This is a genomic window from Streptomyces sp. NPDC102490 (genome assembly GCF_044765285.1).
GTDB lineage: Bacteria > Actinomycetota > Actinomycetes > Streptomycetales > Streptomycetaceae > Streptomyces.
The window spans coordinates 120541-145704 of sequence record NZ_JBIWJU010000001.1 but is presented as its reverse complement, the minus strand read 5'-3'; the positions used below and the strand labels follow the sequence as shown (position 1 = coordinate 145704).

The window sequence follows — 25164 nt, the reverse complement described above, 5'->3', positions numbered from 1 at the left end:
GTGTTACCCGCGGTCACTCCAGCTTGTTCGTCTTATGAGACTGCGTGTCAGCAAGCTCGTCAATCCCCTGGGCGGAAGTTGTTGACCGCGAGTAAAGGTGGCGCGTCGTCAACGCCTCGGCGCGGGACCACTCGGTGGAGCGCTCCGTCGGCGTTCGCGCTGGGTACGCTGGCCATGTCCGTCAGACTCCGGCACATGGGAGCGATCATGAGCGCCGCACGCGACTACGGGCTGGACGACGACTACCAGTGGCCCCGTCCGCCGGAGGGCGGCTGGACGGCGGACGACCTCGACGAGCTTCCCAACCTGCCTCCGCACACGGAGCTGATCGACGGGAGCCTCGTCTTCGTGAGTCCGCAGACCCGATTTCACCTGCGCACCATCCGGCTGTTGGAGTACGCGCTGCTCAGCCAGGCGCCGGACGCCTACGACGTCGACCGAGAGTTCAGTGTCAGGCTCGACCGGCGCAATCGCCCGGAACCGGACGTGTTGGTGTACCGGGCGGATGCCGACACCGGACCACGGCAGACCTGGCACCACTCGGATTCCGTCGTCCTTGCCGTCGAAGTGGTGTCCGAGGACTCCCTGGAACGGGACCGGGAAGTGAAGCCGCAGAAGTACGCGGCCGCGGGCATTCCGTACTACTGGAGGGTGGAGGAGAACGACGGACTGCCCGTCGTCTATACCTACGAACTCGACCCTGCCACAGGTGCCTACAGCGTTACCGGCATCCATCACGACCGGATGAAACTCAGCGTTCCGTTCCCTCTCACCATCGATCTCACCGCCATCAACCGCCGACCGCCGGTTCTGCCCCCTTCCTGACCTCAGCGGCCGGGGGGTGGTACCGGCTCACCCCCCGAGCACCGCCTCCATCACCCCCCGCGCGATCGGTGCCGCCAGCCCGCCCCCGCTGACACTCCCGTGATCCGCCGCCGAGCCCTCGACCACCACCGCGACCGCGACCTTCGGCTCCACGTCCCCGTCGCCCCGCGCCCAGGAGATGAACCAGGCGTACGGCGTGCCCGAGTTGCCGACCCCGTGCTGGGCCGTGCCGGTCTTGCCGCCGACCGTGGCGCCCGGGACCGCCGCCTTCGCGCCGGTGCCCTGGTCCACCACCCCGGTCATCAGCTCCTTGAGCAGCGCCGCCGTCGAGGGGCGCATCACCTCCCGGGAGGGACGCGACCCGGCCGCCGCCACCAGGCCGCCGCCCGCCCGCAGCGTCCGTTCCACCAGGTAGGGCGAGCGCACCCGGCCGCCGCCCGCCACCGCCGCCGCCACCATCGCCATCTGGAGCGGCGTCGCCCGCGTGTTGTACTGGCCGATCGACGACAGGCCGAGCTGCGCCCGGTCCACCGAGGTGTCGAAGGTGCTCTGGGCGACGGGGAAGGGAATCCGCAGCCCGTCGTCGTTGAAGCCGAAGGCGTCCGCCGTCGCGGTCATGCCGGACACGCCCACGTCCACGCCGAGCTTGGCGAACACCGTGTTGCAGGACCACTCGAACGCCTCCCGCAGCGAGGCGTCGCGGCACCCCTCGGCCTCGTTGGTCAGCTTCGTCCGCGTCCCGGGCAGGGTGTACGGGTCGGGGGAGCGGGTCGGCGCGTCCAGGTCGCGGACCACGCCCGCGTCCAGCGCCGCCGCCGCGGTGACCACCTTGAACGTCGAACCCGGCGGATAGGTCCGGCTCACCGCCCTGTTGAGCATCGGCCGGTCCGGGTCGTCGTTCAGCCGGTGCCAGGTGCGGGTGGCGGCCGCGCTGTTGCCGGACAGCAGCTGGGGGTCGTAGGAGGGGGTGGAGACCAGGGCCAGGATGCGGCCGGTGGCCGGCTCGACCGCGGCCACCGCCCCCTTGCGCCCGCCGAGCCCCTCGAACGCCGCCCGCTGCGCGGCCCCGTCGATCGTCGTCACCACGTCGCCGCCCGGGTTGTGCGCGCCCGTGACGTCGTTCCACAGCGGCAGCGGCGCGAGCATCGGGTCGGCGCCGGACAGCAGGCCGTCCTCGGCGTGTTCCAGCAGCGTCGTCCCGTACGCCTGCGAGGCGAAGCCGGTGATCGGCGCGTACATCGGCCCGTTCGCGTAGGTCCGCTCGAAGCGCAGGTGCTCGCCGGTGTCCCGGGAGCCGGTGACCGCCTCGCCGCCGACCAGGATGTCGCCGCGCGGCTGCTGGTAGCGGGCGATGTCGGGGCGGCGGTTGGCCGGGTTGCCGTCGTACTCCGGCTTCTGGACGATCTGCACGCGGGCCGCGTTGACCACCAGGGCGACCAGCAGCAGGGCGCAGAAGACGGCCGCGTGCCGGATGTTGCGGGTCACGACGGCGTCCCGCGCCGGGCCGCGTGGCTGACCCGGATCAGCAGCGCCACGATCGCCCAGTTGGTGACGACCGAGGACCCGCCCTGCGCCAGGAACGGCATCGCCATGCCGGTCAGCGGGATCAGTCCGGTCACCCCGCCCGCGATGACGAACACCTGGAGCGCCACGATCGAGGAGAGGCCCACCGCGAGCAGCCGGCCGAACGGGTCGCGGGCGGCCAGGCCCGCCCGGTAGCCCCGCTCCACCAGCAGCCCGTACAGCAGGAAGACGGCGGTCAGGCCGAGGAAGCCCAGCTCCTCCCCGGCCGTCGCCAGGATGAAGTCCGACTTGACGGCGAAGCCGATCAGGACCGAGTGGCCGAGGCCGAGACCGGTGCCCGTCACCCCGCCCGCCGCGAAGGCGAAGAGGGACTGGGCCAGCTGGTTCGGGCCCTGCCCCGCCTCGATGGACGCGAAGGGGTGCAGCCAGTCCTCCACCCTGCCGTGCACATGCGGCTCCAGCCAGCCCACGGCCACCGCGCCCAGCGAGGCCAGCAGCAGCCCGACGGCGATCCAGCCGGTGCGGCCGGTGGCGACGTACAGCAGGACCACGAACAGGCCGAAGAACAGCAGCGAGGTGCCGAGGTCCCGCTCCAGGACCAGCACGCCGACGCTGACCAGCCACACCGCGAGGATCGGGCCGAGGACCCGGCCGGTGGGCAGTTGCAGCCGCCACACCCGCCGGCCCGCGTACGCCAGCGCGCTGCGGTTGGCGGCCAGGTAGGCGGCGAAGAACACCGCGAGCAGCACCTTCGCGAACTCGCCGGGCTGGATGGAGAAGTCCTCGATCCGGATCCAGATCCGGGCGCCGTTCACCGCCGGGAAGAAGATCGGCACGGTGAGCAGGGCGAGCGCCGCGGCGACGCACACGTACGCATAGCGTTGCAGGACCCGGTGGTCGCGCAGGAGCAGGACGACCACGATGAACAGCGCGACCCCCAGCGTCGACCACACCAGCTGGGCCGGGGCCGCCCGGTCGCCCGGCGTCTCCAGGTCGAGCCGGTAGATCAGCACCAGCCCGAGGCCGTTGAGCAGCACCCCGATGGGCAGCAGCAGCGGATCGGCGTACGGGGCGCGCAGCCGCACCGCCAGGTGGGCGAGGACGGCGAGCACACCGAGCCCGGCGCCGTAACCGGCGGCGCCGGGCGGCAGGGCGCCCCGCTGGGCGAGACCGACGTTGCAGTAGCCGAAGACCGACAGCAGGACGGCCAGCACGATGAGCGCGAGTTCGATGCCCCGGCGCCGGGGGAGCCGGGCGACGGGAGCGGGGGTGTCCGCCTGTGCCACGGTGATCCCGGTTCCGGTTCCGGCCTTGGTCATGTCCGGAACTTACCCACATGATGGGATGTGCGCGGCGTGCGGCTCAGCACCAGCGCGGCGCCGGGCCGATGTTGTCGATGTAGCGGGCCGCGCCCCAGGCCCAGGTGCCGTCCGTGAGGAGGTACCACAGGGGGTTGCCGTTCACCCGGTCGCCGGGCGTCTTGCAGTAGATGGAGACGACCTCGCCCCGGTGGGCGTACCGGATGACGTCCGCGCCGCGGGTCGGCGAGGTGCGCAGGGCGAGCCGCTGGGCGGTCACGACGCCCCGGTAGCGGCCCTGCTCCTGGCGGCCGTCGCCGCCGCCCCGCGCGTCGCCGCCGTTCCCGTCGCGGTTCCCGCCGTCGGTGACGGCGGACGTGGCGCCGGTGTCACCGCCGCGCCCGTCGTCCGCGACGGCGGGGGTGACGGCGACGGCGGTGGCGAGCGCGCCGGCCGCGAGGGCGGTGGCGAGGCCGCGGACCAGGGATGCGGGCGAGGCCGGTGCGGACAGTGGCGACATGGGAGTACCTCCCGGGAGCGAACGGGTCTTCAGCTGACTAACCGCCACATTAGGAGCGCCCGGGGCCCCCCGCCCGCCGCACTGGGCCATCGGGGAAGGTGCCGTGCTCAGGGCTGCTGAGGCAGCGTCAGCCGCGCCAGCGCCCCGCCGTCCGGCGGGTTGGTGAACTCCAGCCGCGCCCCGAGCACCTCGGCCTGCCCCAGTGCGATCGTCAGCCCCAGGCCGTGCCCCTTCGTCCCGCCCTCGGTGCGAAAACGCTGCGGCCCGTGCGCCAGGAGGTACTCCGGATAGCCGTCCCCGTGGTCCCGCACGGTGATCACCGCACCGTCCACGGTCAGCACCACCGGCGCCCGCCCGTGCCGGTGCGCGTTCGCCACCAGGTTGCCCAGCACCCGCTCCAGGCGCCGCCGGTCGGTCTCCACCCACGCGTCCCGTACGACGTCCACGCGGGTGCCGGTGCCCGAGCCCCGCACCACCCGCCGGGCCAGCGCGCCCAGCTCCTCCGGCTCCGTGGCGGGCTGCTCCCGCCCGCTCTCCAGCCGGGAGATCTCCAGCAGGTCCTCGGTGAGGGTGCGCAGGGCCGCGACCCGGTCCCGCACCAGCTCGGTCGGGCGGCTCGGCGGCAGCAGCTCGGCCGCCGCGTGCAGGCCGGTGAGCGGGGTGCGCAGCTCGTGCGCCACGTCCGCGGTGAAGCGCTGCTCGGCGAGCAGCTTGCCCTGGAGCGACGACGCCATGGAGTCCAGCGCGGCGGCGACCGAGGCCACCTCGTCCTGCGGGCGCGTCGGGTCCTGCGCGCGCGGATCGCCGACCCGCGCGTCGAGGTCACCGGCGCTGATCCGCCGCGCCACCCGCGCCGTGGCGTGCAGCCGCCGCGTCACCCGCGTCACCGCGAACGCGCCGACCAGCAGCGTCGCCCCGATCGCCAGCGCCGACGCCCACACGAGCGTGCCGTCCAGGCTGTCGATGCTGGCCCGGCCCCGGGAGTGGTCGACCCGCACCGCCAGTGCCCGGCCGCCGTCGGCGGGGCCCGCCGCCCACATCGTGGGGCGCCCCGCGTGCTCGGCGACCATTGTGCCGCGCCGGCCCGACACCGCCAGCTCACGCAGCCGCTCCGGCAGCCCCGGCGGATCGACGCCGGCCCCGCGCCGCAGCGGGTCCCCCGCCTCGTAGGACTCCGTCGCCTCCCGCAGCCGGGACAGGGCCACGTCCCGCGCCTCGCCCACGGTCCGGTTGGTCACCGAGACGTGCACCAGGGCGCCGAGCAGCGCGGCGAGCCCGCAGCACATCACGGTGATGAAGACGGCCGCCCGCACCGCGAGCGGTCCGGCCCACCGGGGGAGCGCGAGCCTCACCGGGCGCTCGCCGAGGACGACGCGGAGGGCGCCGGTGAGGTGGACGGCGCGGCGGACGGGCGCTTCGCGTGCCGCCCGCCGCCGTCGGTGCGCAGCATCTCGTCGCTGGTCAGCAGCATGGCCCGCTGGTCCGCGTCCCAGGTCCACTGGAGGCGGTACTCGTACCCGGCGACCTCCGAGGGCGAACGGACGATCACCGTCCGCCCGGCCAGCTCGACCGCGCTCACGGCGTCCTCGTAGGACATGACCCGCACGAGCCGGTCCTTCTCGACCGTGTACACGCGCACCGCCGTCAGCTTGTCCGGCAGCAGCCGGAAACCCAGCGTCATCTCGGGCCGCCCGTCACCGGTCAGGTCCCGGTAGTACGGCCGCAGCACCGGGCAGCCGCCCGCCCCGGCGCCGTCCGTACCGCAGTCCGCCATCCGCACGGACGTCTCGTGGTACGGCGCCTTGGCGCCCGCGTAGTCGTCCGGACGGGCGGCGATCTCGGCCCGCACCGCGGCCACCGGGTCCGCCCTGCGGATGTCCCCACCGGGCACGGCGACGCCCTTCACCGGCGCGTGCTCCACCTCGCCGATGTCGTACGCCGGACTGGACGCCGGGGTCAGGCCGGGCCAGAGCCGGGCCGGATCGCGCGCGGCGGACGTCGCCCCGGCGTCCTCGAGCCCGCCGGTGTCCCCGCAGGCCGCCAGCGCGCCGCTCGCCGCGGTGGCCAGGAGCAGCGCGAGGGCGGCGGGGACGCGGGCGGGGTGCCCGCGGCGGCTCGGGAGCACTGCACTCCTGGGGTTCGGTGATCGGCGTCGGCGGTCCCGCACGGCCGCGGGCGGCACCGCGGGTGCCGCGGCACCGTACGCGGCGTCGTACGGAAGGCCATTTTGCGTGCGCACGGGCCCACCGGGCTACTCGGCCAGGTCCTCCAGCAGCCGTACGGTGGCCAGACCGGCCCGGAGGTAGGCCACGAACAGGTCGTTGTGCAGCGCCCACGGCGAGCGCCGGGCCCGGATCAGCCGGATCGCCTCCTCGGCGCCGCTGCCCCGGCGCATCAGCGTGTGCGCCACCACGAGACCGGAGCGGTTGTACCCGTGATAGCAGCGGACGAGGACCTTCCGGCCCCCGTCCAGCGCCTCACCCGCGGCCTGGGCCAGCCGGATCACCCCGGCCAGCTGCGTGCCGTCCAGGGGGCCGTCCGGGATCGGCCAGACATGGTGCTCGACCCCGTCGTCCGGCCCGTGCCCGGGCAGCCGCAGCAGCGTCTGCACGAGGTCGAACTCGTCCCGCACCACGGCGAACTCCAGCCGCCCGGCCGGCCGCCGGAACTCGTGCCCGCCCATCCACAGCCCCGGCACGATCTCGTCCCACGGCCGGTCCGGGGCCGGCACGTCGGGGCCTCTCCCACGGGTACGCACCGGCGCCTCCCAGTCCCGCCCAGGGCCTGCCCAACTCCTCCCCAAGGTAGCCGGGTTCTTGCCCCGGCAGCACCCCTCCTGGTCCCATGGACGGGGGTGGTGATGGCATGGACGGACTGCGCGTCGTGCCGACCCGGCGCCACGGCCGGGAACGGCTCTACATCTATCTCCCGGACGGCGGGAACGTCGCCTGGTACGACCGGGAGACGGCCCGCGTCCACCTGCTGAGCGAGGACCGCAGGGACGAGGTCCTCCAGGCCCTCGGCCCCTTCGTCACCGGCCCGGTCACGGTCGGCCCGCCCCCGGTGCCGACCCCCGCCGAGCTGGCCCGGCTCACCCTCCACCCGGACGACGACCTCGCCCCCAACCGGCCCGGCGAGGCCCTGCTGATCGCCCTGGAGCGCGCGCCCGCACCCGCGCACCGGCTGCGCCCCGACCCGCGTCGCCGGGAGCTGGCCGCCGAGCAGGCGACGGGGACGGCCCTCGACCGTCTCGACGGCGCCGGCTGGAACACCCTGCACTCCCTGCCGCTGCCCGGCGGCGACCGCCTCCACCACCTGCTGATCGGGCCCGGCGGGCTCTTCGCCCTCCACGTGCTGCCCGCCCGCCGGCAGCGGGTGCGGATCGCCGACCCGCTGGTGGCGCTGGGCCGCCGCGCGCCCCGCCCCCTGCTGCGCCGGGTCCGCGCGGACGCCGACCGGGCCTCCCACGCCCTGACCGCCCAGGTCCGCCCCGTCCTCGTCCTCGTCGGGCCGGCGCATGTGTCCGTCACCGCCCCGCCCCGCTCGGTGCGCGTCCTCACCGACCGGGAGCTGCCGGAGGTGGGCCGCACGGGCGGGGTGCTGAAACCGGCGGACGTGGAGGCCCTGCACGCCATGGCCCGGGACCGGGCCACCTGGAAGCGCCTCTGAGGGCCGGCTCAGGGCAGTGTCGCCGCCCGGCGCCGCTCGAACAGCGGCGCCAGCAGGTCGCCGTGGTCCCGCACCCGGGGCCCGACGTCCGGCGGCAGGAAGACGAACTGCTCCGCCCGTCCGCACCCGGCGACCTCGTCCCACGTCACCGGCGTGGAGACCGCGGGCACCTCGCGGGCGCGCACCGTGTACGGGGCGGCCGTGGTCTTGCGCGCGGCGTTCTGGCTCCAGTCCACGAACACCTTCCCCGGCCGCAGGCTGCGCGTCATCCGGTGCACCACCAGCCGCGGCAGCGCCCGCTCCGCCTCCACCGCGAGCGCCTTCGCGTAGTCCGACACCCGCTCCGAGGACGACCCCCGCACCCCCGCCAGCAGATGCAGCCCCTTGGCCCCGGAGGTCTTGGCGTACGCCTCGATCCCGTCCGCCGCCAGCCGCTCCCGCAGCCACAGCGCGACCTCGCAGCACTGCACCACCGTCGCGGGCGGCCCCGGGTCCAGGTCGAACACCAGCCGGTCGGCCTCGCCCGGGTCGTCCGCGGTCCACTGGTGGGTGTGGAACTCGGTCACCAGGTTCGCCGCCCACATCAGGCTCGGCAGGTCCTGCACCAGCACCATCCGGGCCGGGCCCTCCGAGCGGGGCACCTCGGCCGTGGTGACCCAGTCGGGGGTACCCGGCGGCACGTTCTTGGTGAAGAACACCTGGCCGTCCGGACCGTCCGGATACCGCAGGAAGGAGACCGCGCGGTCCCGCAGGTGCGGCAGCAGCACCCGGGCGGTCGTCGCGTAGTAGTGCAGCAGCTCGCCCTTGGTGAAGCCCGCCGCGGGATACAGCACCTTGTCCAGGTTGCTGAGGGCCACCCGCCGCCCCTCCACTTCCGTCATCGGCGCCATACCATGAGACTCTCATAGAACAGGGGCAAAACACTTGAAAGCGCCCGAAAGGAACGGTGCTGCACGTGCGATCCATCTGGAACGGCGCCATCTCCTTCGGTCTGGTCAGCATCCCGATCAAGCTGGTGAACGCGACCGAGAGCCACTCGGTCTCCTTCCGCCAGATCCACACCGAGGACGGCGGCCGGATCCGCTACCGCAAGGTGTGCGAACTGGAGGACCGCGAGGTCACCCAGGCCGAGATCGGCAAGGCCTACGAGGACGCCGACGGCTCGATGATCCCGATCACCGACGAGGACCTGTCCCAGCTGCCGATCCCGACCGCCCGCACGATCGAGATCGTGGCCTTCGTGCCCGAGGACCGCATCGACCCGCTCCAGATGGGCTCGGCCTACTACCTCGCGGCGAGCGGCGCCCCGGCCGCCAAGCCGTACACCCTGCTGCGCGAGGCGCTCAAGCGCAGCAACCGGGTCGCGATCGCCAAGTTCGCGCTGCGCGGCCGGGAGCGCCTCGGCATGCTCCGGGTCGTCGGCGACGCCATCGCGATGCACGGCCTGCTGTGGCCGGACGAGGTGCGCGCCCCCGAGGGCGTCGCCCCGGAGGGCGGTGTCACCGTGCGCGAGCAGGAACTGGACCTCGCGGACGCCCTCATGGACACCCTCGGCGAGATCGACCTGGACGACCTGCACGACGAGTACCAGGAGGCCGTCGAGGAGGTCATCGCCGCCAAGGCCGCCGGTGAGCGGCCCCCGGAGGCTCCCGCGGAGGCGCCGCCGGGGAAGGTGCTGGACCTGATGGCCGCACTGGAGAGCAGCGTGCGGGCGGCGCGGGAGTCCCGGGACGGCGAGGAGACCGGGGTGGGCGGAGAGGCCGAGCACGCGGAGGTCAGATCCCTGCCGCAGCGCAAGACCTCCGCCCGGCGGGCCCCCAAGGAGACCGGCGGCAAGAAGTCGACGTCCACGGCGGCGAAGAAGACGGCGGCCAAGAAGGCGGAGCCGAAGAAGTCGACGGCGAGGCCGTCCGCCGGGTCCGCGAAGAAGACGGCGGCCAAGAGCGCCGCCAAGAAGACCACGGCGAAGGGCACCACCAGGAGCGGCGACAAGGCCGCGGCCAAGAGCACCGCCAAGAACACCGCCAAGAAGACGGCGTCCCGCAGGCGCAGCGCCTGACGGGCGGCGCGGGCGCCCACCCCGGTCGGGCGGGCGTGCGCCAGGGACGCGCGGCCGGTCAGTGGACCGCCCAGTGCGACGCGGACGCCCGGGGTATCGCAGACGCCCGGGGTATCGCGGACGGCGCGGGCTCGAAGACGGCGGGGCTCCCCGCGGCGGACCGCGTCGGCGAGGCGGAGACCGGCGCGAGCGAGGCCGGTGTGGGCAGCGCGGGGCTCTCCTCCAGGCGCTGCCCGATGGTCTCGGCCGGTCCCCGGCCCGGGGTGGCCGGACCGGTGGACAGCTGCGACCACGCGGTCAGGGCGAGGGCGACCGCGGCGGCCGTACCGACCACGCGCCCCGTCCGCCGCAGCCGGGCCCGGCCGTCCAGCTCGCGCCAGGCCGGCCCGGCCCAGGTCTCCTCCCGGCGCCACGCCTCGCCGACCGTGCCGCGTGCGCGGCCGGAGCGATCGGGGCGAGGGGAGTCACCGGGGTGACCGGGGTGACCGGGGTGACCGGCGGGGGGTGCCTCCGGTCGCCGGCCGCGGGTCCGGTCGCGGGCGGAGGGTTCCCTGGGGGCGGAGGCGCGGATGGCGCGCTCGTCGTCCTCCAGGAACAGCCGCCAGACGTACTCGGGCACGTCCGGCGCACCGTCCGGCTCACCCGGTGTGTCGCCGCTGCCCGGCCCGGAAGCGGTCATGGTCCCCGCTCTTCTCGTCGTCGGCCCCGGACGGACGCGGGCGGGAGGAAGGGTCGGCCCGCCCACCACCGGGTCCGGCGCCGGATGGTCATGGCCCGGCGGACTCCGTCGGCCGCCACCCCCTGAGAACGTGCGCGACCGGCGCCCCGTTCCCCGCGACCCCCGGTCGTGACGCGGTCGTGATCGTGCCCGCGCCCCGGCGCTCAGGGGGCCGCCGGGGACGGAGTGGGCGTCGGGGAGGCGGTGTTCACGTTCAGGTCGGGGCGCGGCTTGAGCACCAGCACCCGCTCGCCCGGCTGCGGCGGGGGCGGGGTGACCTTCTCCCTCGGCAGCTTCGCCGGGCCGGTCTGCTGGAAGGTGACCTGGTCGTACGCGACCAGCCCGGTCTTCTCCAGCACCGTGATGTGGTCGAGCACGGTGTCGTTGGCCAGGTCCGCCAGCTGCCGCACGAGGGTGTTCTTGGTGGAGGCCCGGATCTTGGCGATCGCCGGGAAGATCTGACCGTGGGTCACCCGCATGATGTTGACCGCCGACGAGTCGAACTCCCCGCCGGTCTTCGCGTCCACGGTGGCCACGAAGCCCTCCTGCTGCGGCGAGGCCCGGTTGGGCAGCGTGATGCCCAGCTCCGGCGAGATCTCGCGGCACATCGCGTCGAGTCCGGCGTGCCCGACGACCAGGTGCTCGCCGGCCGTCTTCATCGCCTGCGTCGTACCGCGCCGCATCACCATCTCGCCCAGCGGGTACTCCCACAGCCCGGCGGCGCGGACCTTGACCACGAAGTCGCGGTCGGCCTCGGTCAGCGGACCGAACTTCGTGCTCGCCACCACCCGGTTCTGGTTGCCGTCGGCCTTGTCCAGACCGAGCACGGCCGGGAAGGCCAGCGCGGTGAGGGTCAGGGTCATCGCACCGAACAGGACGACGACTCCGATCCTGCTGCGGGACAGGCGCATGGTGCCTCCAGGGGCGACGCGGGGCACGCGCACGCGTGCTCGCGCGTGCTCGTACGGGTACGCCAGGAGATACGGGAACGGCGGGCGGATCCTTCACCGCTCCGGCACACAACTTGCGGAGCGCGAGGGTCCGCTCCCGCGCGCTCCGCCTCAGCCGATGTCGGCGCCGTACACCCGCTCGACCGTGAGGGTGAGCAGCACCCGGCGGTCGGAGACCATCGTCGACCGGTACTCGTCCCAGTCCGGGTGCTCCCCGGCCGCGGCGCGGTAGTACTCCACCAGCGCCTCGACCTCCGGTCCGTGCGGGTCGGTGCCCGGCCCGGTGAGGGTGACGACGCCCTCGGCGGTGGCCCAGGACCTGCCGTCCGGGGCGGTCACCTCCAGCGCGGCCCGCGGGTCCCGGCGCAGGTTCGCCGTCTTGGCGAGGCCCTCGCGGGTGGACACCCGGATGACGTCCGCGTCGGCGTCGTAGGCGGGCATGACGGGCGAGAGCTGCGGGCGGCCGTCCGACTTGATCGTCGCCAGTACGCCGAGCCGGCTCTCGGCCAGCAGGGCGCGGGGGTCGAAGCCAGATGTGGTGGTCATGGTCCGATCCTCACCCCTCGCCCCGCGTCCTGTCCCGCGAACCGTCCGCCGAACGCCCCGCGCCGGGCGTGCTCAGGGCACCGGGGGGCCGCCCAGGTAGGCGCCGTCCTCGTCGTAGGGCCAGGCGTTGGCCACACACCCCTTGAGGCCCTTGATCTGCTGCATCATCGCCGGAGCGGGCCGGCCGGCCCCCGGGCAGGTCTCGTGGCCGCGGCCGATGCGGTGCCCCACCTCGTGGTTGACGATCAGCGCCCGGTACGCGTGGATCGGGCCGTCGAACTCCGGGGAACCCAGCACCCAGCGCTTGAGGTTCACCACGACGTCCGTGCCGACGCTGCAATTGACCTCGCCCCGGGTGCGCAGGCCCGCGGCGCCGCAGATCCGGTCGACGGTGCCCGGCGTGGCGATCTTCACCACGAAGTCGTACGAACCGCTGCTGACCAGCCGAAAGGAGTCGGTGCCCTCCCGGGTCCAGCCGCGGCGGTCGGCCAGCACGTCGGAAATCTCGGCGGCGGCGGCACTCGGCCGGATGTCGATGCCCTCCTCGACCAGGACCTTGTAGCGGCGTACCCGGCTGCCGGTGCCCACGGTCGCGCCGTCGGCCCGGGCGGTGACGAAGGTGCCGGGCCCGGTCGCCGGGACGGCGATGGTGCCGGGCGAGGCCGGGGGCGACGGGGAGGACTTCGGGGACGGTGACGCCGCGGCGGAGTGGGCGGGGGACGCCGTACGGGTGGAGGCGTCCAGGGCGCCCTCGACGTCGGCCACCTGGTCGTCCGTCACCGGCGGCCGGGTCTCCCGCCAGTACGCGACGGCGGCCCCCGCGGTGAGCAGGACGGCCCCGAGGGCGGCGAAGACCAGGAGCGCGCGGGCGGGTCCGCGGCGTCTGCGTCTGAGGGGAAGGGATCTGCCCCCGGCACCGTCCGGGCCGGTTCTCCGGCCGGACCGGCGGGCGGTGGTTCGGCCCACGGCGGGCGTCCTCTCTGCTGGTCGTCGGGGCGCGCACGGCGGACTCCGGTGTGCACGGCCTCCGGTGTGCTGTTGCGCCCCCAAGATCCAAGCGGACGGACGTGCGAAAGCATCACGGTTTCCCCCGTGTCCCTTCTCACGCGGACAACCGACCCGTGCGGGCAACCGATCGATGCCCCGGTACGTCTTCACCCGGAACGTGCGCGTCGGGGCCGCCCGGTAAGTACCGGGCGGCCCCGACGCATGCGGGCTCTTCGCGGACGGCGTGCCGTCAGCCGGCCGAGGTCCGCTCCCAGCGGTAGAAGCAGCGCGCCATCGCGTCCTTCGGACCGCGCCAGGTCGCCGGGTCGTACGCCGAGACGTACGGCTCGAGCCGCTCGCTGACCCGGCGGAACTCCGGATGCCCGGTCAGCCTGCCGATGGTGGGGGCCGGGTCCTCGTCGCTCTCGATGAGGTGCAGGTACACGCCGTCACCGAACTCGAAGAGGCTGCGCCGGTTGACGCCCACCAGGTGCGGCAGTTCGCCGCTGTCGGACTCCGCGAACACCTTCGCGATGTCCGGTGCCGCGCCGGGTGCCATCCGGGCGACGATCAGTGTGTGGTGCATGGGGTGCTGCCCTTCGCCGAGGTCCGTGGGTGTCAGTCGGCGAGCACCGAGGCGGTCCGCCGCTCGCCCGCCGCCTGCTCGATCCGGTCCCGGATCAGCGCCATCTGCGTACGGGAGTTGCGGTTGATGTTGTCCGTCATCCAGGCGTCGTCCACGGGCGCGTCCGGCTTCATCGCGAAGTCCTGCGTCCAGCGCATCACGACGCCCTCGGCGGTCTCCGCGTACTCCCAGACGATGTTCATGTACTGGAAGGGGCCGGTCTCCACCCGCTGGGCGCGGACCGTGCGGGTGACGGGGTCCGCGACCCGCTCGGAGACCCAGCTCCACACCTTGCCGTCGGCGTCCGGGTGCATGGTGAGCCGGAACGTGACGCGGTCCTCGTCGCGGTCGAGCACCTCGACGGAGGCGTACTCGCTGAACAGCCGGGGCCAGTTCTCGATGTCGTTGGTCATGTCCCAGACCAGCTCCATCGGGGCGGCGATGGTGATCTCGTTGTCGGTGTGCCCTGCCATGTCACACTCCCGTCTTCAGGGCGCCGTTGACCAGCGCGAGGAAATCCGCGGGCGTCTTGCAGCGCTCGGCCTGCTCGGGCAGGCCGAGGCCGTACCGCTTCTCCAGCTCGGCCACGATGCCGAGCAGGCCGAGGGAGTCCAGGCCGAAGGTGTCGAAACCGTCGTCGGCCTGCTGCCGGAGGGTGATCGGGTCGACGTGCACGCCGGCGGTGCGCTTCATCAGCTCCGACAGCTCCTCGATGGTCACCTGGTAGTCCAGCTGGTCGGTCATGGGGTGTGCTCCTTGACTCGGGTTGGTCGGCCACGGGGTGTCCCCCGTGGCCGTCGGTCGTAGGTCGTCGGTCGGCGGCCCTCGGTCAGCGGTCAGCGGTCAGCGGTCGGCGGTCAGCGGTCCGTGGCCGGGACGGCGCCCCGGCGCAGGACGAGCGCCGAGTTGGACCCCATGAGTCCGCGCGCGAGGATCAGGGCGGTGCGCGGCTCGGCGGGGCGGGCCCGCCCGGTCACCAGGTCCAGGTCGTGGCACACGTCGAGGACGTGCGGGGTCGGCGGAATCAGCCCGTGCTCCATCGCGAGCACCGCCGTCGCCACGTCCAGGACCGGCGCCGCGCAGTACGCCCGCCCGGTCCCGGTCTTGGGCGCGGTGACCGGCACCCGCGCGGCGTGCGGGCCCAGCGCGTCGGCCAGGGCCAGCGCCTCGGCCCGGTCGGCTTCCGGGACCCCGAGGGCGTCCGCGAAGACCACGTCGACGTCCTCGGGCCGGCAGCCCGCCTCGGCCAGGGCGCCCCCGATCGCGCGGGCCAGGCCCTCCCGGGACTCGGCCCAGCGGCCGGGCCCGGTGAAGGTCGCCGCGTGCCCGGCCACCGTCGCCCGCACGTCCGCCCCGCGCTCCCGGGCCGCCGCCTCCTCCTCCACGACGAGCACGGCACCGCCCTCGGCCGGCGAGAACCCGCAGGCCGCGTCGGTGAACGGACGGTAGGCGCGGTCGGGTTCGGTGGCCCGGCTCAGCTCGGGATAGCCCAGCTGGCAGACGATCGAGTACGGGGCCAGCGGCGCCTCCGTCGCACCGCAGACCACGGTGTCGGTGCCGTTGCGCACGGCCAGCGCCGCGTGCGCCAGGGCGTCCAGGCCGCCCGCCTCGTCGGCGGCCACGACCCCGCAGGGGCCCTTGAAGTCGTTGCGTATGGAGACCTGGCCGGTGCTGGCCGCGTAGAACCAGGCGATCGACTGGTAGGGGCCGACGTGGCGCGAGCCCTGGCCCCACAGGTTCTGCAACTCCCGCTGCCCGAACTCGCCGCCGCCCGACCCCGCCGCGGTGACCACGCCGACCGAGTACGGCGAGGCGACGTCGGCCCGGCCGAACCGGGCGTCGGCCAGCGCGTGCTGGGTGGCGGCCAGCGCGAAGTGCGTGAACCGGTCGGTCTGGACGAGGAAGCGGTCCTCGACCGTCTCGGCCGCCTCGAAGCCGTGCACCTCGCCCGCGACCCGCAGCGGCAGGTCGGCGCAGCCCTCCCGGGTGACGGGCCCGAGGCTGCTGGCGCCGTCGGCGACCGCCTTCCAGTGCGCCTCGACACCGGTGCCGTGCGGCGACACCACGCCGAGTCCGGTGACGACCGCGCGCCGGGTCCGACCGCCGGTGCCGGTCCGCTGTGGTCCGCTCATCGCAGCCCTCCTTCACTGCCGCTCAGTACGACCGCGGACTGGAAGCCGCCGAAGCCGCTGCCCACCGACAGCACGTGCCGCAGCGTCCGCTCGCGTGCCTCGCGCGGCACGTAGTCCAGGTCGCACTCGGGGTCGGGGGTGGTGTAGTTGGCCGTGGGCGGCACCACCTGGTGGGCCATCGCCAGCACGCACGCGGCCAGTTCGATCGAGCCGATGGCGCCGAGGGAGTGGCCCACCATGGACTTGATGGAGCTCATCGGCGTCTGGTAGGCGTGCTCGCCCAGTGAGCGCTTGACGGCCGCGGTCTCGTGCCGGTCGTTCTGCTGGGTGCCGGAGCCGTGCGCGTTGACGTAGTCGATCGCGGAGCCGTCGATGCGGGCCATGTCGAGCGCCGTGTCGATGGCCCGCGCCATCTCCAGGCCCTCCTTGGTGAGCCCGGTCATGTGGTACGCGTTGCCGAAGGTGGCGTAGCCGGAGATCTCGCAGTACACGTGCGCGCCCCGGGCCCGGGCGTGCTCCAGGTCCTCCAGGACCAGCACCGCCGCGCCCTCGCCCATGACGAAGCCGTTGCGGTCGGCGTCGAAGGGCCGCGAGGCGTGCGCCGGGTCGTCGTTGTTCGGCGAGGTCGCCTTGATGGCGTCGAAGCAGGCCATGGTGATCGGCGATATCGGCGAGTCCGCCGCGCCCGCCAGGCACACGTCGACCCGCCCCTCGGCGACCGCGTGGTAGGCGTACCCGACGGCGTCGAGACCGGAGGTGCACCCGGTGGAGACCGTCTGCACCGGCCCGCGCACCCCGAACTCCTCGGCCACCGCGGAGGAGAGGGTGGCGGGGGTGAAGGCGCGCTCCAGGTGCGGTTCGGCCCGCCGGTCGTCGACGTCCCAGCGTGTGCCGCGCTCGCTGACCAGGACGTAGTCGTGCTCCAGCCGGGTGGTGCCGCCGACCGCCGTGCCGAGGGTGGCACCGGCCCGCCACGGGTCCTCGCGGTTCATGTCGAGGTTCGCGTCCCGGACCGCCTCCGAGGCGGCCACCAGCGCGAACTGCACGTAGCGGTCGCAGCGCTGGGCGGTGGCGAGGCCGAGCCCGTGGTCGGCGGGCTCGAAGTCGCACTCGGCGGCGATCTGCGAGCGCAGCCCGGCCGGGTCGAACAGGGAGATCCGGCGCGTCGCCGTACGGCCTCCGGACAGCAGCCCCCAGAACTGGGGCACGCCGATCCCGCCCGGGGCGACGACGCCTATGCCCGTGACGGCGACCCGGCGCCGGGTCATGACACCACCTCGGCCGCCGCGGCCGGCCGCTCGTGCCCGGCGTGACCCGCGTGTGCCCCGTCGCACGGGAGCGCGTTGCCCTCGGCGTCCTCGGTGTCGACGTGGCCCAGCTCCGGGCGCGGGGCCAGCGGCCCCAAGTGGAACACCAGCCGCGCCTCGACGTCTCCCGCGTTGCGGAAGCGGTGGCGCATGTCCTGCGGGATCAGCAGCCCCTGGCCGGTGGCGAGCGAGTGCGGCACCCCGTCCAGGTCCACTTCGAGGGCGCCCTCCGTGACGTACACGAACTCCTCGGAGTACGGGTGGTAGTGCTCGGCGATGCGGTCGCCGGGCTGCACGATGGCCACGCCCATGAAGCCGCTGGTCGACCCGGCGGTGGTGGGCGTGAGAAGGGCGCGGAGGTCTCCGCCGCGGCGGCGGTTCGGGGCGATGTCGCCGAGGGAGACGATGCGTACCTGCTGGTCTGTCATGTCGTTCACTCCGGGGTGACGGGAGGAAGGGGGAGAAGCGGGAGAGCGGGAGAAGCGGGGAAACGCGGTGAAGCGGGGGAGCGGGGTGCAGCGGTGCGGGTGCACGCGGACCGGCGGGCGGGCACGCCGTCGGGCCCGTCCGGGGGCGTCGCGCGGTCGCGGGGAGCGGGGTTCAGGAACCGGCCGCACGCCGGTCGGTCAGGGGCGTCATCCGGACCCGGGCCAGCAGCCGGGCCGACGTGCCGGCCTCGGCGGGCGGCCCGTCGACGCCGACCGCGGCGGTGTCCAGCAGCCGCTCGGCGGCCTCGGCACCCTCGGCCCCGTCCAGCCCCAGGACCGCGGCGGGCGCGGCCTCGGGGTCGCCGTCCACGTCGACGAGCCGTACGACGAGGTCGTCGCGGTGGAAGACGGTGGCCGCGAGCACCGGGCCGTCCGGGGCCTGCGCGGTGACCGCGTCCCGGCGGGCCAGCAGCCGGGCCAGTTCGCCACCGGCTCCGGCGCGCACCGGGTAGAGCAGCGCGAGCCGCTCGATGCGCGCGCCGACCCGGCCGGGGGAGGAGGCGTGGTGGACGGCCGGCATGGCGGCGCGGGTGAAGAACCGCCGGGCCGACTGCGGGTCGGTGAGGTCCCGGTCCTGCTCCAGATACGGGTTGAGGGCCTCCTCCACGGCCCGCACCCCGGGCTGCCGGGCGACGTGGCGCAGCGCGGTCTGGAGGTCCCCGCGCACCTCCACGGCCCGCACGATCCGGTTGCCGGACATGAACAGCGAGGTGCGCAGCAGCCGTGTGGAGCCGTCCACGTGGGCGTCGGGCGACACGTACTCGGACAGCAGCCGCGCGGTCTCGGCCTCGGTGCCCGGCCGCACGGTGAAGGTCAGGGCGTGGCGTACGACGTTGTCCCCGATCCGGGGCGCCGAGCGCGGCTCACCGGCCGCGGGCCGGGCGCCGTCGGTCTCCCGCAGCACGCTGTAGCGCAGCGAGTGGGTGTCGCGGACGCAGGTCGCCAGCGGCTCCACGGTGTCCAGGTGCTCGTCGCTGTTGACCCAGGCCAGGAAGGGCGCGGCGCTCTCCCACTCGCTGGTCAGCAGCCACTGGGTCGGGTTCTCCAGGGACTGGCACAGCTGGTCGCTGACGTGGCCTGGAACGGCGGCGACCCGGTCGCGGATGCGCTCGTAGGCGTCCAGGAACTCCTGCTGCATTCCGTCGTGGACGTCCAGCATCAGGACGACCCGTACGCGGGAGCCGTCGAACGCGGATATCGACACGCCACCCGCGTCCGCCGCCACGGCGGGCGACGACGCCGTGCCCGACGCCGCCGTGGCATCCGTCGCGTCCGTGCTCGGGGCATCCGTCGCTACGACGGGAGAGACCGTCATCCGGCCCACCTCTTCTCCGGGAGCTTCCTCGTGGACTGGGGCGATCGTCGTCGGCGCCCGCCGGGCGGGCGGGGTGCGACGGTCGCGTAAGCACGATCGTGGGCCGTGCCCGCGAGGTCCGCGAACCAGGAGGGTTAAGCGGGTGAAGCCTGCGCCGCCGCGGGCCTCACCGGGCCGTACGGGGCATGCATGAAGGCCCCGGCACCCCCGTCGGACCCACGCGCACGTCTGCCGTACGTCTGTCGTACGGCGTCGCATGTCAGTCGCACACCTGTCGCATCCCTGTCGCACCCCCTTTCGCACAACGGAGGACGAACCATGAACGAAAGAGCCGACCGGTCCGGCGGCGCCGCCCCCGGGGGCGACCGGACCCACCGCGTCCCGGTCCTCGTCGTCGGCGGCTCCCTGGTGGGCCTGTCGACGTCGGTGTTCCTGGGACGGCTGGGCGTCCGGCACACCCTGGTGGAGCGGCACGCGGGCACCTCCATCCATCCCCGCGGGCGTGGCAACAACGTGCGCACGATGGAGATCTTCCGGGTGGCGGGCGCCGAGCCGGACATCCGCCGGGCCGCCGCCACCCTGGCCGACAACCACGGCATCCTTCAGGCGCCGACCCTGGCCGGGGACGCGGGGGAGTGGCTGTTCAAGCAGATCGACCCGGGCGGCGGACTGGCCCGCTTCAGCCCCAGCTCCTGGTGCCTGTGCAGCCAGAACGACCTGGAGCCCGAACTCCTCACCCACGCCGTCAACCTCGGCGGCGACCTGCGCTTCGGCACCGAGCTGCTCTCCTTCGAGGCCGACACCGAGGGCGTCACGGCGATCGTGAAGAGCCGGGAGACCGGCGAGCACACCACCATCCGCGCGGACTACCTGGTCGCCGCCGACGGCCCCCGCAGCCCCGTCCGCGAGCAGCTCGGCATCGGCCAGAGCGGACCCGGCGACCTCTTCCACAACGTCAGCATCACCTTCCGCTCCCGTCGCCTCGCCGACGTCGTGGGCGACCGCCGTTTCATCGTCTGCTACCTGACGGACGAGAACGCCGACGGCGCCCTCCTGCCCGTCGACAACCGCGAGAACTGGGTCTTCCACGCCCCCTGGCACCCCGAACAGGGCGAAACCGTCGAGGACTTCACCGACGAGCGGTGCGCCGCCCACATCCGCCGCGCGATCGGCGATCCGGACCTGGACGTCGAGATCACCGGCAAGGCCCCCTGGCACGCCGCCCAGCGCGTCGCCCGCAGCTACCGCTCCGGCCGCGTCCTGCTAGCCGGCGACTCCGCCCACGAGATGTCCCCCACCGGCGCCTTCGGCTCCAACACCGGCATCCAGGACGCCCACAACCTCGCCTGGAAGCTGGCCGCGGTCCTCGAGGGCTGGGCGGGCGAGGGCCTCCTGGACACCTACGACATGGAACGGCGCCCGGTCGCGGAGGCCACCAGCGCCCGCGCCGCCCACCGCTCGGTCGAGCACAGCCACCCGGGGTTCGCGCCACCGCCGGTCATGGGGGGTGGCGGACCGGGAGGTTCCGGTGGGCTGGGTGGTCCCGGTGGTCCGGGGGGTGCGCCCGGTGGTTCCGGAGGTCCGGGGGGTGCGCCTGGCGTTCCGGGAGGCGCGGCTGGTGGTTCCGGCGGCCCGGGCGGTCCCGGCGGTGCGCCCGGTGGCGGCGGTCCCGGCGGGGGCCCGCAGCGTGGCATCCTCAACGTCGCCCTCGGCTACCGCTACCCCCGGGGCGCGGTGGTCGGCGCCGACCCGGCGACCCCGGTGGTCCCCGAGGGCCTCGACCTCACCGGCGCGCCCGGCAGCCGGGCTCCCCACCTCTGGCTCCGCCGCGGGGAGCAGCGCCTGTCCACCCTGGATCTCTACGAGGACTCCCTGGTCCTGCTCAGCGACGCCGCCCAGCCCACCGGCTGGCACGAGGCAGCCGCCGAGGTGGCCACGGAGATGCGGGTCCCGCTGAAGTCGTACCGCGTGGGCGGGACGCCCGGGGCCGACCTGACACCGGACGACGAGGAGACCGACTGGGCGCGCGCCCACGGGGTGACCCGGGGCGGCGCGGTCCTGGTCCGCCCCGACGGCTTCGTGGCCTGGCGCTCCCCGGGCCCCGCGCCCGACCCGGCGGCGCTGCTGCGCCAGGTGGTGGGTTCGGTACTGGCCCGCCCCTGAGGCGACCGGCCTCCCCGGAGGTGCCACCCCCAACCGTGGACCACTCCCCGTTTACCTGTTAGCGTCACGTCCGACGGTAAACGGGGAGTTGTCCCCAGTACGGAAAGGGGTGGGCGGACGTGGCGGATACGGCGCTGGTGCTGGGCGGGGGCGGCCTGACCGCGTACGGATGGCAGATCGGCGTCCTGGCCGGACTGGCCGACGCCGGCGTGGACCTCACGGACGCCGACGTCCTGGCGGGCACGTCGGCGGGTTCGCTGCTGGCGCTCGACCTGGCCAAGGGATCGGCCCCGGCCGACCTCTACAAGGAGCAGCTCAACGGCGAACGCGCCATGCTGGAGGTGGACTTCACCTTCGGCATGACGGTCAGGTACCTGTGGGCCGCGCTGGGCTCACGCGACCCGGAGACGGTGGTCAAGCGCCTCGGCCGGCTCGCGCTCTCCGTGCGGGACGTGCCGGAGACCGCGGTCTTCGACGCCATAGGCCCCCAACTCCCCGTCCCTGACTGGCCGGACCGAACCGTTCGGATGTTCGCCGTCGACGCGCTCACCGGCGAACCGACCGCCTTCGACGCCCACAGCGAGACCGACCTGCTGCACGCCATGGCGGCCACCTGCGCACTGCCGCCCCTCTTCCCGCCGATCACCATCGGTGCGGGCCGCTGGATGGACGGCGGCGTCCGTTCCACGACCAACGCCGACCTGGTCGACGACTGCGCGCGCGTCGTCGTACTGGCCCCGATCCCCAAGGGGGCGGGGGCGAGTCCGAGTGCACGGAGCCAGGCCGAGACCCTCGCCGCGCGCGGGGCCCGGGTCGCCCTGCTGACCCCCGACCGGGACGCCCGCCGCGCCTTCGGCCGCAACGCCCTGGACGCCTCCCGCATCCCCGGGGCGGCGCGCGAGGGCCGCCGCCAGGGCACGGCCCACGCGGAACGCATCGGGGAGATCTGGCGGGGCTGAGCGCGCAGTCAGCCCCGGGGCTCCGACAGACCGGACACCTCGTCGACCAAGGGCTGGACACGGTAGGGAACGACCGCGCTCAGGGCGATGACCGTCGTGCTGCGCCGCACCCCCGGCACCTCCAACACCTGGTCGATCACCTGCTGCACATGCTGGTTGCTCGTGCCCGCGATACGGCACCAGAGGTCACCGGGGCCGGTCACGACATGCGCCTCCAGGATTTGCGGCACGGCCCGCAGCCGGGCCGCGATGGCCTCATGGGCCGGCTGGTCCACCTCGAACGTCGTGAACGCCTGGACCACGTGCCCGAGGGCGGCGACGTCCATGTCCGGCCCGTACCCGGTCACCACGCCGGAGCCGGTCAGCCGGTCGAGCCGGGCTTGCAAGGTGCCGCGGGCGACCCCGAGTTGGCGGGCGATCTCCAGCAGCCCCTCCCGCGGACGCTCGCGGAGCAGCCGCAGCATCCGGCCGTCGAGCCGGTCAAGCCCCTGTCGCGCCACCGTATCTACCAATCTGCCACCCGAAGGGCACCCCGAAGCCCCTTCTCTTGCCAAATAGGCAACCAGAGAAAGCCCCTGTTGCCCAATAGGCACTCCACACCCGACCCTTTGTGCTCCCACCACAGGAGGAGATCCGTGAATGGATTCCGTGAGGCAGCACACGCACCCCTTCATCCCCTACCGGCCCGACCGGTACGACGAGGCCGAAATGATCCGGCGGGGAAGGGACTTCGTGTCCTTCGCCGACCGCAGACGCAGCGTCCGGTTCTTCAGTGACGAGCCGGTCCCGCGCGAGTGCGTCGACCTCGCCGTCGCCGCCGCGAACACCGCACCCTCCGGCGCCCACTTCCAGCCGTGGAAGTTCGCGGTGATCGGCGACGCCGAGACCAAGCACCGCATCCGGCTCGCCGCCGAGCAGGAGGAACGGGTCAACTACGAGGGCGGACGCATCCCACCCGAGTGGCGCGCCGCGCTCGCCCGCCTGGAAACGGATTCCGACAAGGGCTTCCTCGACGTCGTGCCGTGGATCGTGGTCTGCTTCGCCGAGAAGAGCACCGCGCTGCCGGACGGTTCACTGCGCAAGAACTACTACGTGAACGAGAGCGTGGGCATCGCCTGCGGTCTCTTCATCACCGCCCTGCACACGATGGGCCTGAGCACCCTCACCCACACCCCCAACCCCATGGCCTTCCTCACCAGAATCTGCGAACGCCCCGCCAACGAACGCCCCTACATCCTCTTCCCCATCGGCTACGCGTCCCCCGACTGCGAGGTCCCCGACCTGACCCGCAAGCCCCTGACCGAGGCACTCACCGAGCCCCCGCCCGCGCCGGCGCCCTGAGCGGAGTCAGAACCCCTCGACCCCCACCGCATCAGCCTCTTGGGTGCGGGTACCGAAGGGATTGTCGATGACATATCGCCAACGACCGTCCGACCCCCGCCGGGCAACATCGGTGGCAGTGCCCTCGACATGCACGCTCTCTCCCTCCGGCCCGATCCCGTCGATGACCCAGTCGACGATCAGCAGCGCCACGTCACCCCTGCGGTACACATGTCGCGGACGAACCGAAACGGGAACGCCGAGCTTTTGCAGCCGACCGTTCGCGGCATGCAACTCCGGCCCGCTCACCGGCGCCCCCGGCTGCGGAACCAGCACCGCCCCCTCCTCGTAGACCTGCGCCAACGCGGCGGCGTCGCCGCTGTTGAACCGCTCGGCGAACACGATGGGCACCTCTTCGGGCCGATCGGCCAGGGCTCGCATGATCGACAGACATCCTTCCGGACCGGGACAATCGAAGCGACCCACACGCTAGGAGGCGACCGCGTGACTCACCCAACGGTTGGTCACCCCGCAGGACTCCCCGACGACCCGCGTGCCGACGTCACCGCACCCACCCCCGAGTGCCCGGTGGAGATCACGCTGGCGGCCCTGCACGGCCGCTGGACGACGCTGGTGATCCGCGAACTGCTGCGCGGCGACCACTCCTACAGCGAGCTGCGCGCGGCCCTGCCCGCGCTGTCGGACAAGGTGCTGTCCGACCGCCTGGCACACCTCACCGAGTCCGGAGTCGTCGAACGCGACCGCCGCCCGGGCTGGCCTCCACGAGTCCGCTACACCCTCACCCCGAACGGCCACCGCCTGGGCCCCGTCCTCCAGACCCTGTGGGACTGGGGCGCCCACGATGCTGACCCGACCCATACCACCGGCGCAGCTCCAGGCACTTCACCGCATCCCGGCCGCGTGCCGTAGACCGCCCGTCGCCGCTGCACCTGCCGCGCCTCGCTCCGTATCACCAGCGGACCGCTGCCCCAGAGGCCCCGTCGGAAAAGGAACCACGAGGGCTGAGCGGCGGACAATCGCCGTCCCCTGTCTGCGAACTGTCGCAAGACCGAGCACCAACGCACCAGCAGGACTGGACATTGCTGAAGCCGGACACGAAGCCCGTCGCTCATACGGTGCCGGCGGACCACCGCTGGATCGAACTCCCCGACGGGCGGGCGACGGCCGACGGGGCGTGCCCACCGGCCCAGTCCCAACGATGCCGCATCGAGCACCACCTCACCTGCCCCGCACAACCCCTCCCGGACCCATGGCCGCGGCTGACGCCCCCCACGAGCCGAAAACTCCCGACAAACACAACGACAGAACACCCGGTCCAGCCTCCACCCCCTGAGAAGCGGCCGCACACCGGCTGACAGACGCCCCGCTTGCCCATACGCGAAGACCTCGGCCTGAGCGTCACCGCTGGTGACGGAGTCTTTGGGCACCTGATCCAAGGTGCCCCCGCCAGGATTCGAACCTGCGCACACGGCTCCGGAGGCCCCGTGGGAAGTGGGTAACGCAGCAGGTCACGGCCTTATCTGCGGCAAATCGAGCGTGTTGAGTCCACAGATAGTCCGCAGCCGACGAGAGGTGGAGCTGCCGTTTTCTGAGCCTGTTCAGCGCCTTGCACCTGCGCTGCTGCCCGCCAGCGCGGTACTGCCGCGGGTCCTCGTTGCAGTGAGAACTGCCGTTGCAGCCAACGGTACGCGGCTGTGGAAGGGACTCGACGCCTTCAGCGGTTGCCCCGATGAGTGGC

The 25164-nt window shown here is 73.7% G+C and carries 28 protein-coding genes; 8 read left to right on the top strand and 20 right to left on the bottom strand.

Annotated elements, in window-relative coordinates; all coding sequences use genetic code 11:
• Positions 1–207: 207 nt before the first annotated feature.
• Positions 208–825 carry a Uma2 family endonuclease gene (locus ACIRGB_RS00695; RefSeq protein ID WP_403857038.1) on the top strand — a complete coding sequence of 206 codons (618 nt, stop codon included), beginning with the start codon at positions 208–210 and terminating at the stop codon, positions 823–825.
• Between the two features lie 27 nt (positions 826–852).
• On the opposite strand, the gene ACIRGB_RS00690 is transcribed toward ACIRGB_RS00695, so the two are convergent.
• From ACIRGB_RS00690 to ACIRGB_RS00665, 6 genes are all read right to left on the bottom strand, one after another.
• Positions 853–2310 carry a penicillin-binding transpeptidase domain-containing protein gene (locus ACIRGB_RS00690; protein ID WP_403857035.1) on the bottom strand — a complete coding sequence of 486 codons (1458 nt, stop codon included), beginning with the start codon at positions 2308–2310 and terminating at the stop codon, positions 853–855.
• Complete coding sequence (locus tag ACIRGB_RS00685) at positions 2307–3668, bottom strand: FtsW/RodA/SpoVE family cell cycle protein (RefSeq protein ID WP_403857032.1); 1362 nt, start codon at positions 3666–3668, stop codon at positions 2307–2309. Before ACIRGB_RS00685 ends, ACIRGB_RS00690 begins: the two co-directional genes overlap by 4 nt.
• Before the next feature lie 43 nt (positions 3669–3711).
• Positions 3712–4167: an SH3 domain-containing protein gene (locus ACIRGB_RS00680; protein WP_403857029.1), complete on the bottom strand. Its 456-nt coding sequence runs from the start codon at positions 4165–4167 to the stop codon at positions 3712–3714.
• Positions 4168–4274: 107 nt separating this feature from the next.
• Positions 4275–5519 carry an ATP-binding protein gene (locus ACIRGB_RS00675; protein WP_403857026.1) on the bottom strand — a complete coding sequence of 415 codons (1245 nt, stop codon included), beginning with the start codon at positions 5517–5519 and terminating at the stop codon, positions 4275–4277.
• The gene (locus tag ACIRGB_RS00670; protein WP_403857023.1) at positions 5516–6292 is read right to left on the bottom strand and encodes a hypothetical protein; all 777 of its coding nucleotides are present in this window, start codon (positions 6290–6292) and stop codon (positions 5516–5518) included. Before ACIRGB_RS00670 ends, ACIRGB_RS00675 begins: the two co-directional genes overlap by 4 nt.
• A 126-nt stretch (positions 6293–6418) precedes the next feature.
• Entirely contained in the window at positions 6419–6925 is a 507-nt protein-coding gene (locus ACIRGB_RS00665; protein WP_403857020.1) for a dual specificity protein phosphatase family protein, read from the bottom strand.
• 107 nt (positions 6926–7032) lie between these two features.
• Here ACIRGB_RS00665 and ACIRGB_RS00660 point away from each other — a divergent pair, with 107 nt between their 5' ends.
• Entirely contained in the window at positions 7033–7836 is an 804-nt protein-coding gene (locus ACIRGB_RS00660) for an NERD domain-containing protein (RefSeq protein WP_403857017.1), read from the top strand.
• An 8-nt stretch (positions 7837–7844) separates the two neighbouring features.
• On the opposite strand, the gene ligD is transcribed toward ACIRGB_RS00660, so the two are convergent.
• On the bottom strand, positions 7845–8726 hold the full coding sequence (ligD, locus tag ACIRGB_RS00655) for a non-homologous end-joining DNA ligase (protein ID WP_403857014.1): 882 nt from the start codon (positions 8724–8726) through the stop codon (positions 7845–7847).
• A 65-nt stretch (positions 8727–8791) separates the two neighbouring features.
• Here ligD and ACIRGB_RS00650 point away from each other — a divergent pair, with 65 nt between their 5' ends.
• Positions 8792–9895 (top strand): Ku protein, encoded by a 1104-nt coding sequence (locus ACIRGB_RS00650; RefSeq protein WP_403857011.1) that lies wholly within the window; start codon positions 8792–8794, stop codon positions 9893–9895.
• A gap of 58 nt (positions 9896–9953) precedes the next feature.
• Here ACIRGB_RS00650 and ACIRGB_RS00645 read toward each other — a convergent pair whose 3' ends face one another.
• The 11 genes from ACIRGB_RS00645 to ACIRGB_RS00595 all read right to left on the bottom strand — a co-directional run bounded on the left by ACIRGB_RS00645 (position 9954) and on the right by ACIRGB_RS00595 (position 18963).
• Positions 9954–10574 carry a hypothetical protein gene (locus tag ACIRGB_RS00645; RefSeq protein WP_403857008.1) on the bottom strand — a complete coding sequence of 207 codons (621 nt, stop codon included), beginning with the start codon at positions 10572–10574 and terminating at the stop codon, positions 9954–9956.
• A gap of 203 nt (positions 10575–10777) precedes the next feature.
• A complete protein-coding gene (locus ACIRGB_RS00640; RefSeq protein WP_403857005.1) occupies positions 10778–11524 on the bottom strand; it encodes a DUF4142 domain-containing protein in 747 nt (248 codons plus the stop codon).
• Positions 11525–11674: 150 nt separating this feature from the next.
• The gene (locus ACIRGB_RS00635) at positions 11675–12109 is read right to left on the bottom strand and encodes a PPOX class F420-dependent oxidoreductase (RefSeq protein ID WP_403857002.1); all 435 of its coding nucleotides are present in this window, start codon (positions 12107–12109) and stop codon (positions 11675–11677) included.
• Positions 12110–12181: 72 nt separating this feature from the next.
• Positions 12182–13075, bottom strand: coding sequence for a DUF3152 domain-containing protein (locus ACIRGB_RS00630; RefSeq protein WP_403856999.1), 894 nt, complete (start codon positions 13073–13075; stop codon positions 12182–12184).
• Between the two features lie 271 nt (positions 13076–13346).
• Positions 13347–13682 (bottom strand): TcmI family type II polyketide cyclase, encoded by a 336-nt coding sequence (locus ACIRGB_RS00625; protein ID WP_350891227.1) that lies wholly within the window; start codon positions 13680–13682, stop codon positions 13347–13349.
• A 32-nt stretch (positions 13683–13714) separates the two neighbouring features.
• Positions 13715–14194: an SRPBCC family protein gene (locus tag ACIRGB_RS00620; protein ID WP_356360485.1), complete on the bottom strand. Its 480-nt coding sequence runs from the start codon at positions 14192–14194 to the stop codon at positions 13715–13717.
• 1 nt (position 14195) lies between these two features.
• Positions 14196–14465: an acyl carrier protein gene (locus ACIRGB_RS00615; RefSeq protein WP_403856995.1), complete on the bottom strand. Its 270-nt coding sequence runs from the start codon at positions 14463–14465 to the stop codon at positions 14196–14198.
• Between the two features lie 113 nt (positions 14466–14578).
• Positions 14579–15853 (bottom strand): ketosynthase chain-length factor, encoded by a 1275-nt coding sequence (locus tag ACIRGB_RS00610; protein WP_403856992.1) that lies wholly within the window; start codon positions 15851–15853, stop codon positions 14579–14581.
• Complete coding sequence (locus ACIRGB_RS00605; RefSeq protein WP_403856989.1) at positions 15850–17121, bottom strand: beta-ketoacyl-[acyl-carrier-protein] synthase family protein; 1272 nt, start codon at positions 17119–17121, stop codon at positions 15850–15852. The genes ACIRGB_RS00610 and ACIRGB_RS00605 overlap by 4 nt, the downstream gene beginning before the upstream one ends.
• Positions 17118–17588, bottom strand: coding sequence for a cupin domain-containing protein (locus tag ACIRGB_RS00600; RefSeq protein WP_030190098.1), 471 nt, complete (start codon positions 17586–17588; stop codon positions 17118–17120). Before ACIRGB_RS00600 ends, ACIRGB_RS00605 begins: the two co-directional genes overlap by 4 nt.
• Before the next feature lie 172 nt (positions 17589–17760).
• Entirely contained in the window at positions 17761–18963 is a 1203-nt protein-coding gene (locus ACIRGB_RS00595) for a SchA/CurD-like domain-containing protein (RefSeq protein ID WP_403856986.1), read from the bottom strand.
• Positions 18964–19281: 318 nt separating this feature from the next.
• On the opposite strand from ACIRGB_RS00595, the gene ACIRGB_RS00590 reads away from it, so the two are divergent.
• On the top strand, positions 19282–21126 hold the full coding sequence (locus ACIRGB_RS00590) for an FAD-dependent oxidoreductase (protein WP_403856983.1): 1845 nt from the start codon (positions 19282–19284) through the stop codon (positions 21124–21126).
• Between the two features lie 119 nt (positions 21127–21245).
• Positions 21246–22085 carry a patatin-like phospholipase family protein gene (locus ACIRGB_RS00585; RefSeq protein WP_403856980.1) on the top strand — a complete coding sequence of 280 codons (840 nt, stop codon included), beginning with the start codon at positions 21246–21248 and terminating at the stop codon, positions 22083–22085.
• Between the two features lie 8 nt (positions 22086–22093).
• Here ACIRGB_RS00585 and ACIRGB_RS00580 read toward each other — a convergent pair whose 3' ends face one another.
• Positions 22094–22585, bottom strand: coding sequence for an Lrp/AsnC family transcriptional regulator (locus ACIRGB_RS00580; RefSeq protein WP_403856977.1), 492 nt, complete (start codon positions 22583–22585; stop codon positions 22094–22096).
• 148 nt (positions 22586–22733) lie between these two features.
• Between ACIRGB_RS00580 and ACIRGB_RS00575 the strand changes: the two genes are divergently transcribed.
• The gene (locus ACIRGB_RS00575) at positions 22734–23426 is read left to right on the top strand and encodes a nitroreductase family protein (RefSeq protein ID WP_403858166.1); all 693 of its coding nucleotides are present in this window, start codon (positions 22734–22736) and stop codon (positions 23424–23426) included.
• A gap of 6 nt (positions 23427–23432) precedes the next feature.
• Here ACIRGB_RS00575 and ACIRGB_RS00570 read toward each other — a convergent pair whose 3' ends face one another.
• Complete coding sequence (locus ACIRGB_RS00570; protein WP_403856974.1) at positions 23433–23846, bottom strand: YybH family protein; 414 nt, start codon at positions 23844–23846, stop codon at positions 23433–23435.
• Positions 23847–23909: 63 nt separating this feature from the next.
• Here ACIRGB_RS00570 and ACIRGB_RS00565 point away from each other — a divergent pair, with 63 nt between their 5' ends.
• Positions 23910–24335, top strand: coding sequence for a winged helix-turn-helix transcriptional regulator (locus ACIRGB_RS00565; RefSeq protein ID WP_403856971.1), 426 nt, complete (start codon positions 23910–23912; stop codon positions 24333–24335).
• Positions 24336–24349: 14 nt separating this feature from the next.
• Complete coding sequence (locus tag ACIRGB_RS00560; protein WP_403858164.1) at positions 24350–24781, top strand: DUF6083 domain-containing protein; 432 nt, start codon at positions 24350–24352, stop codon at positions 24779–24781.
• Positions 24782–25164: the final 383 nt, after the last annotated feature.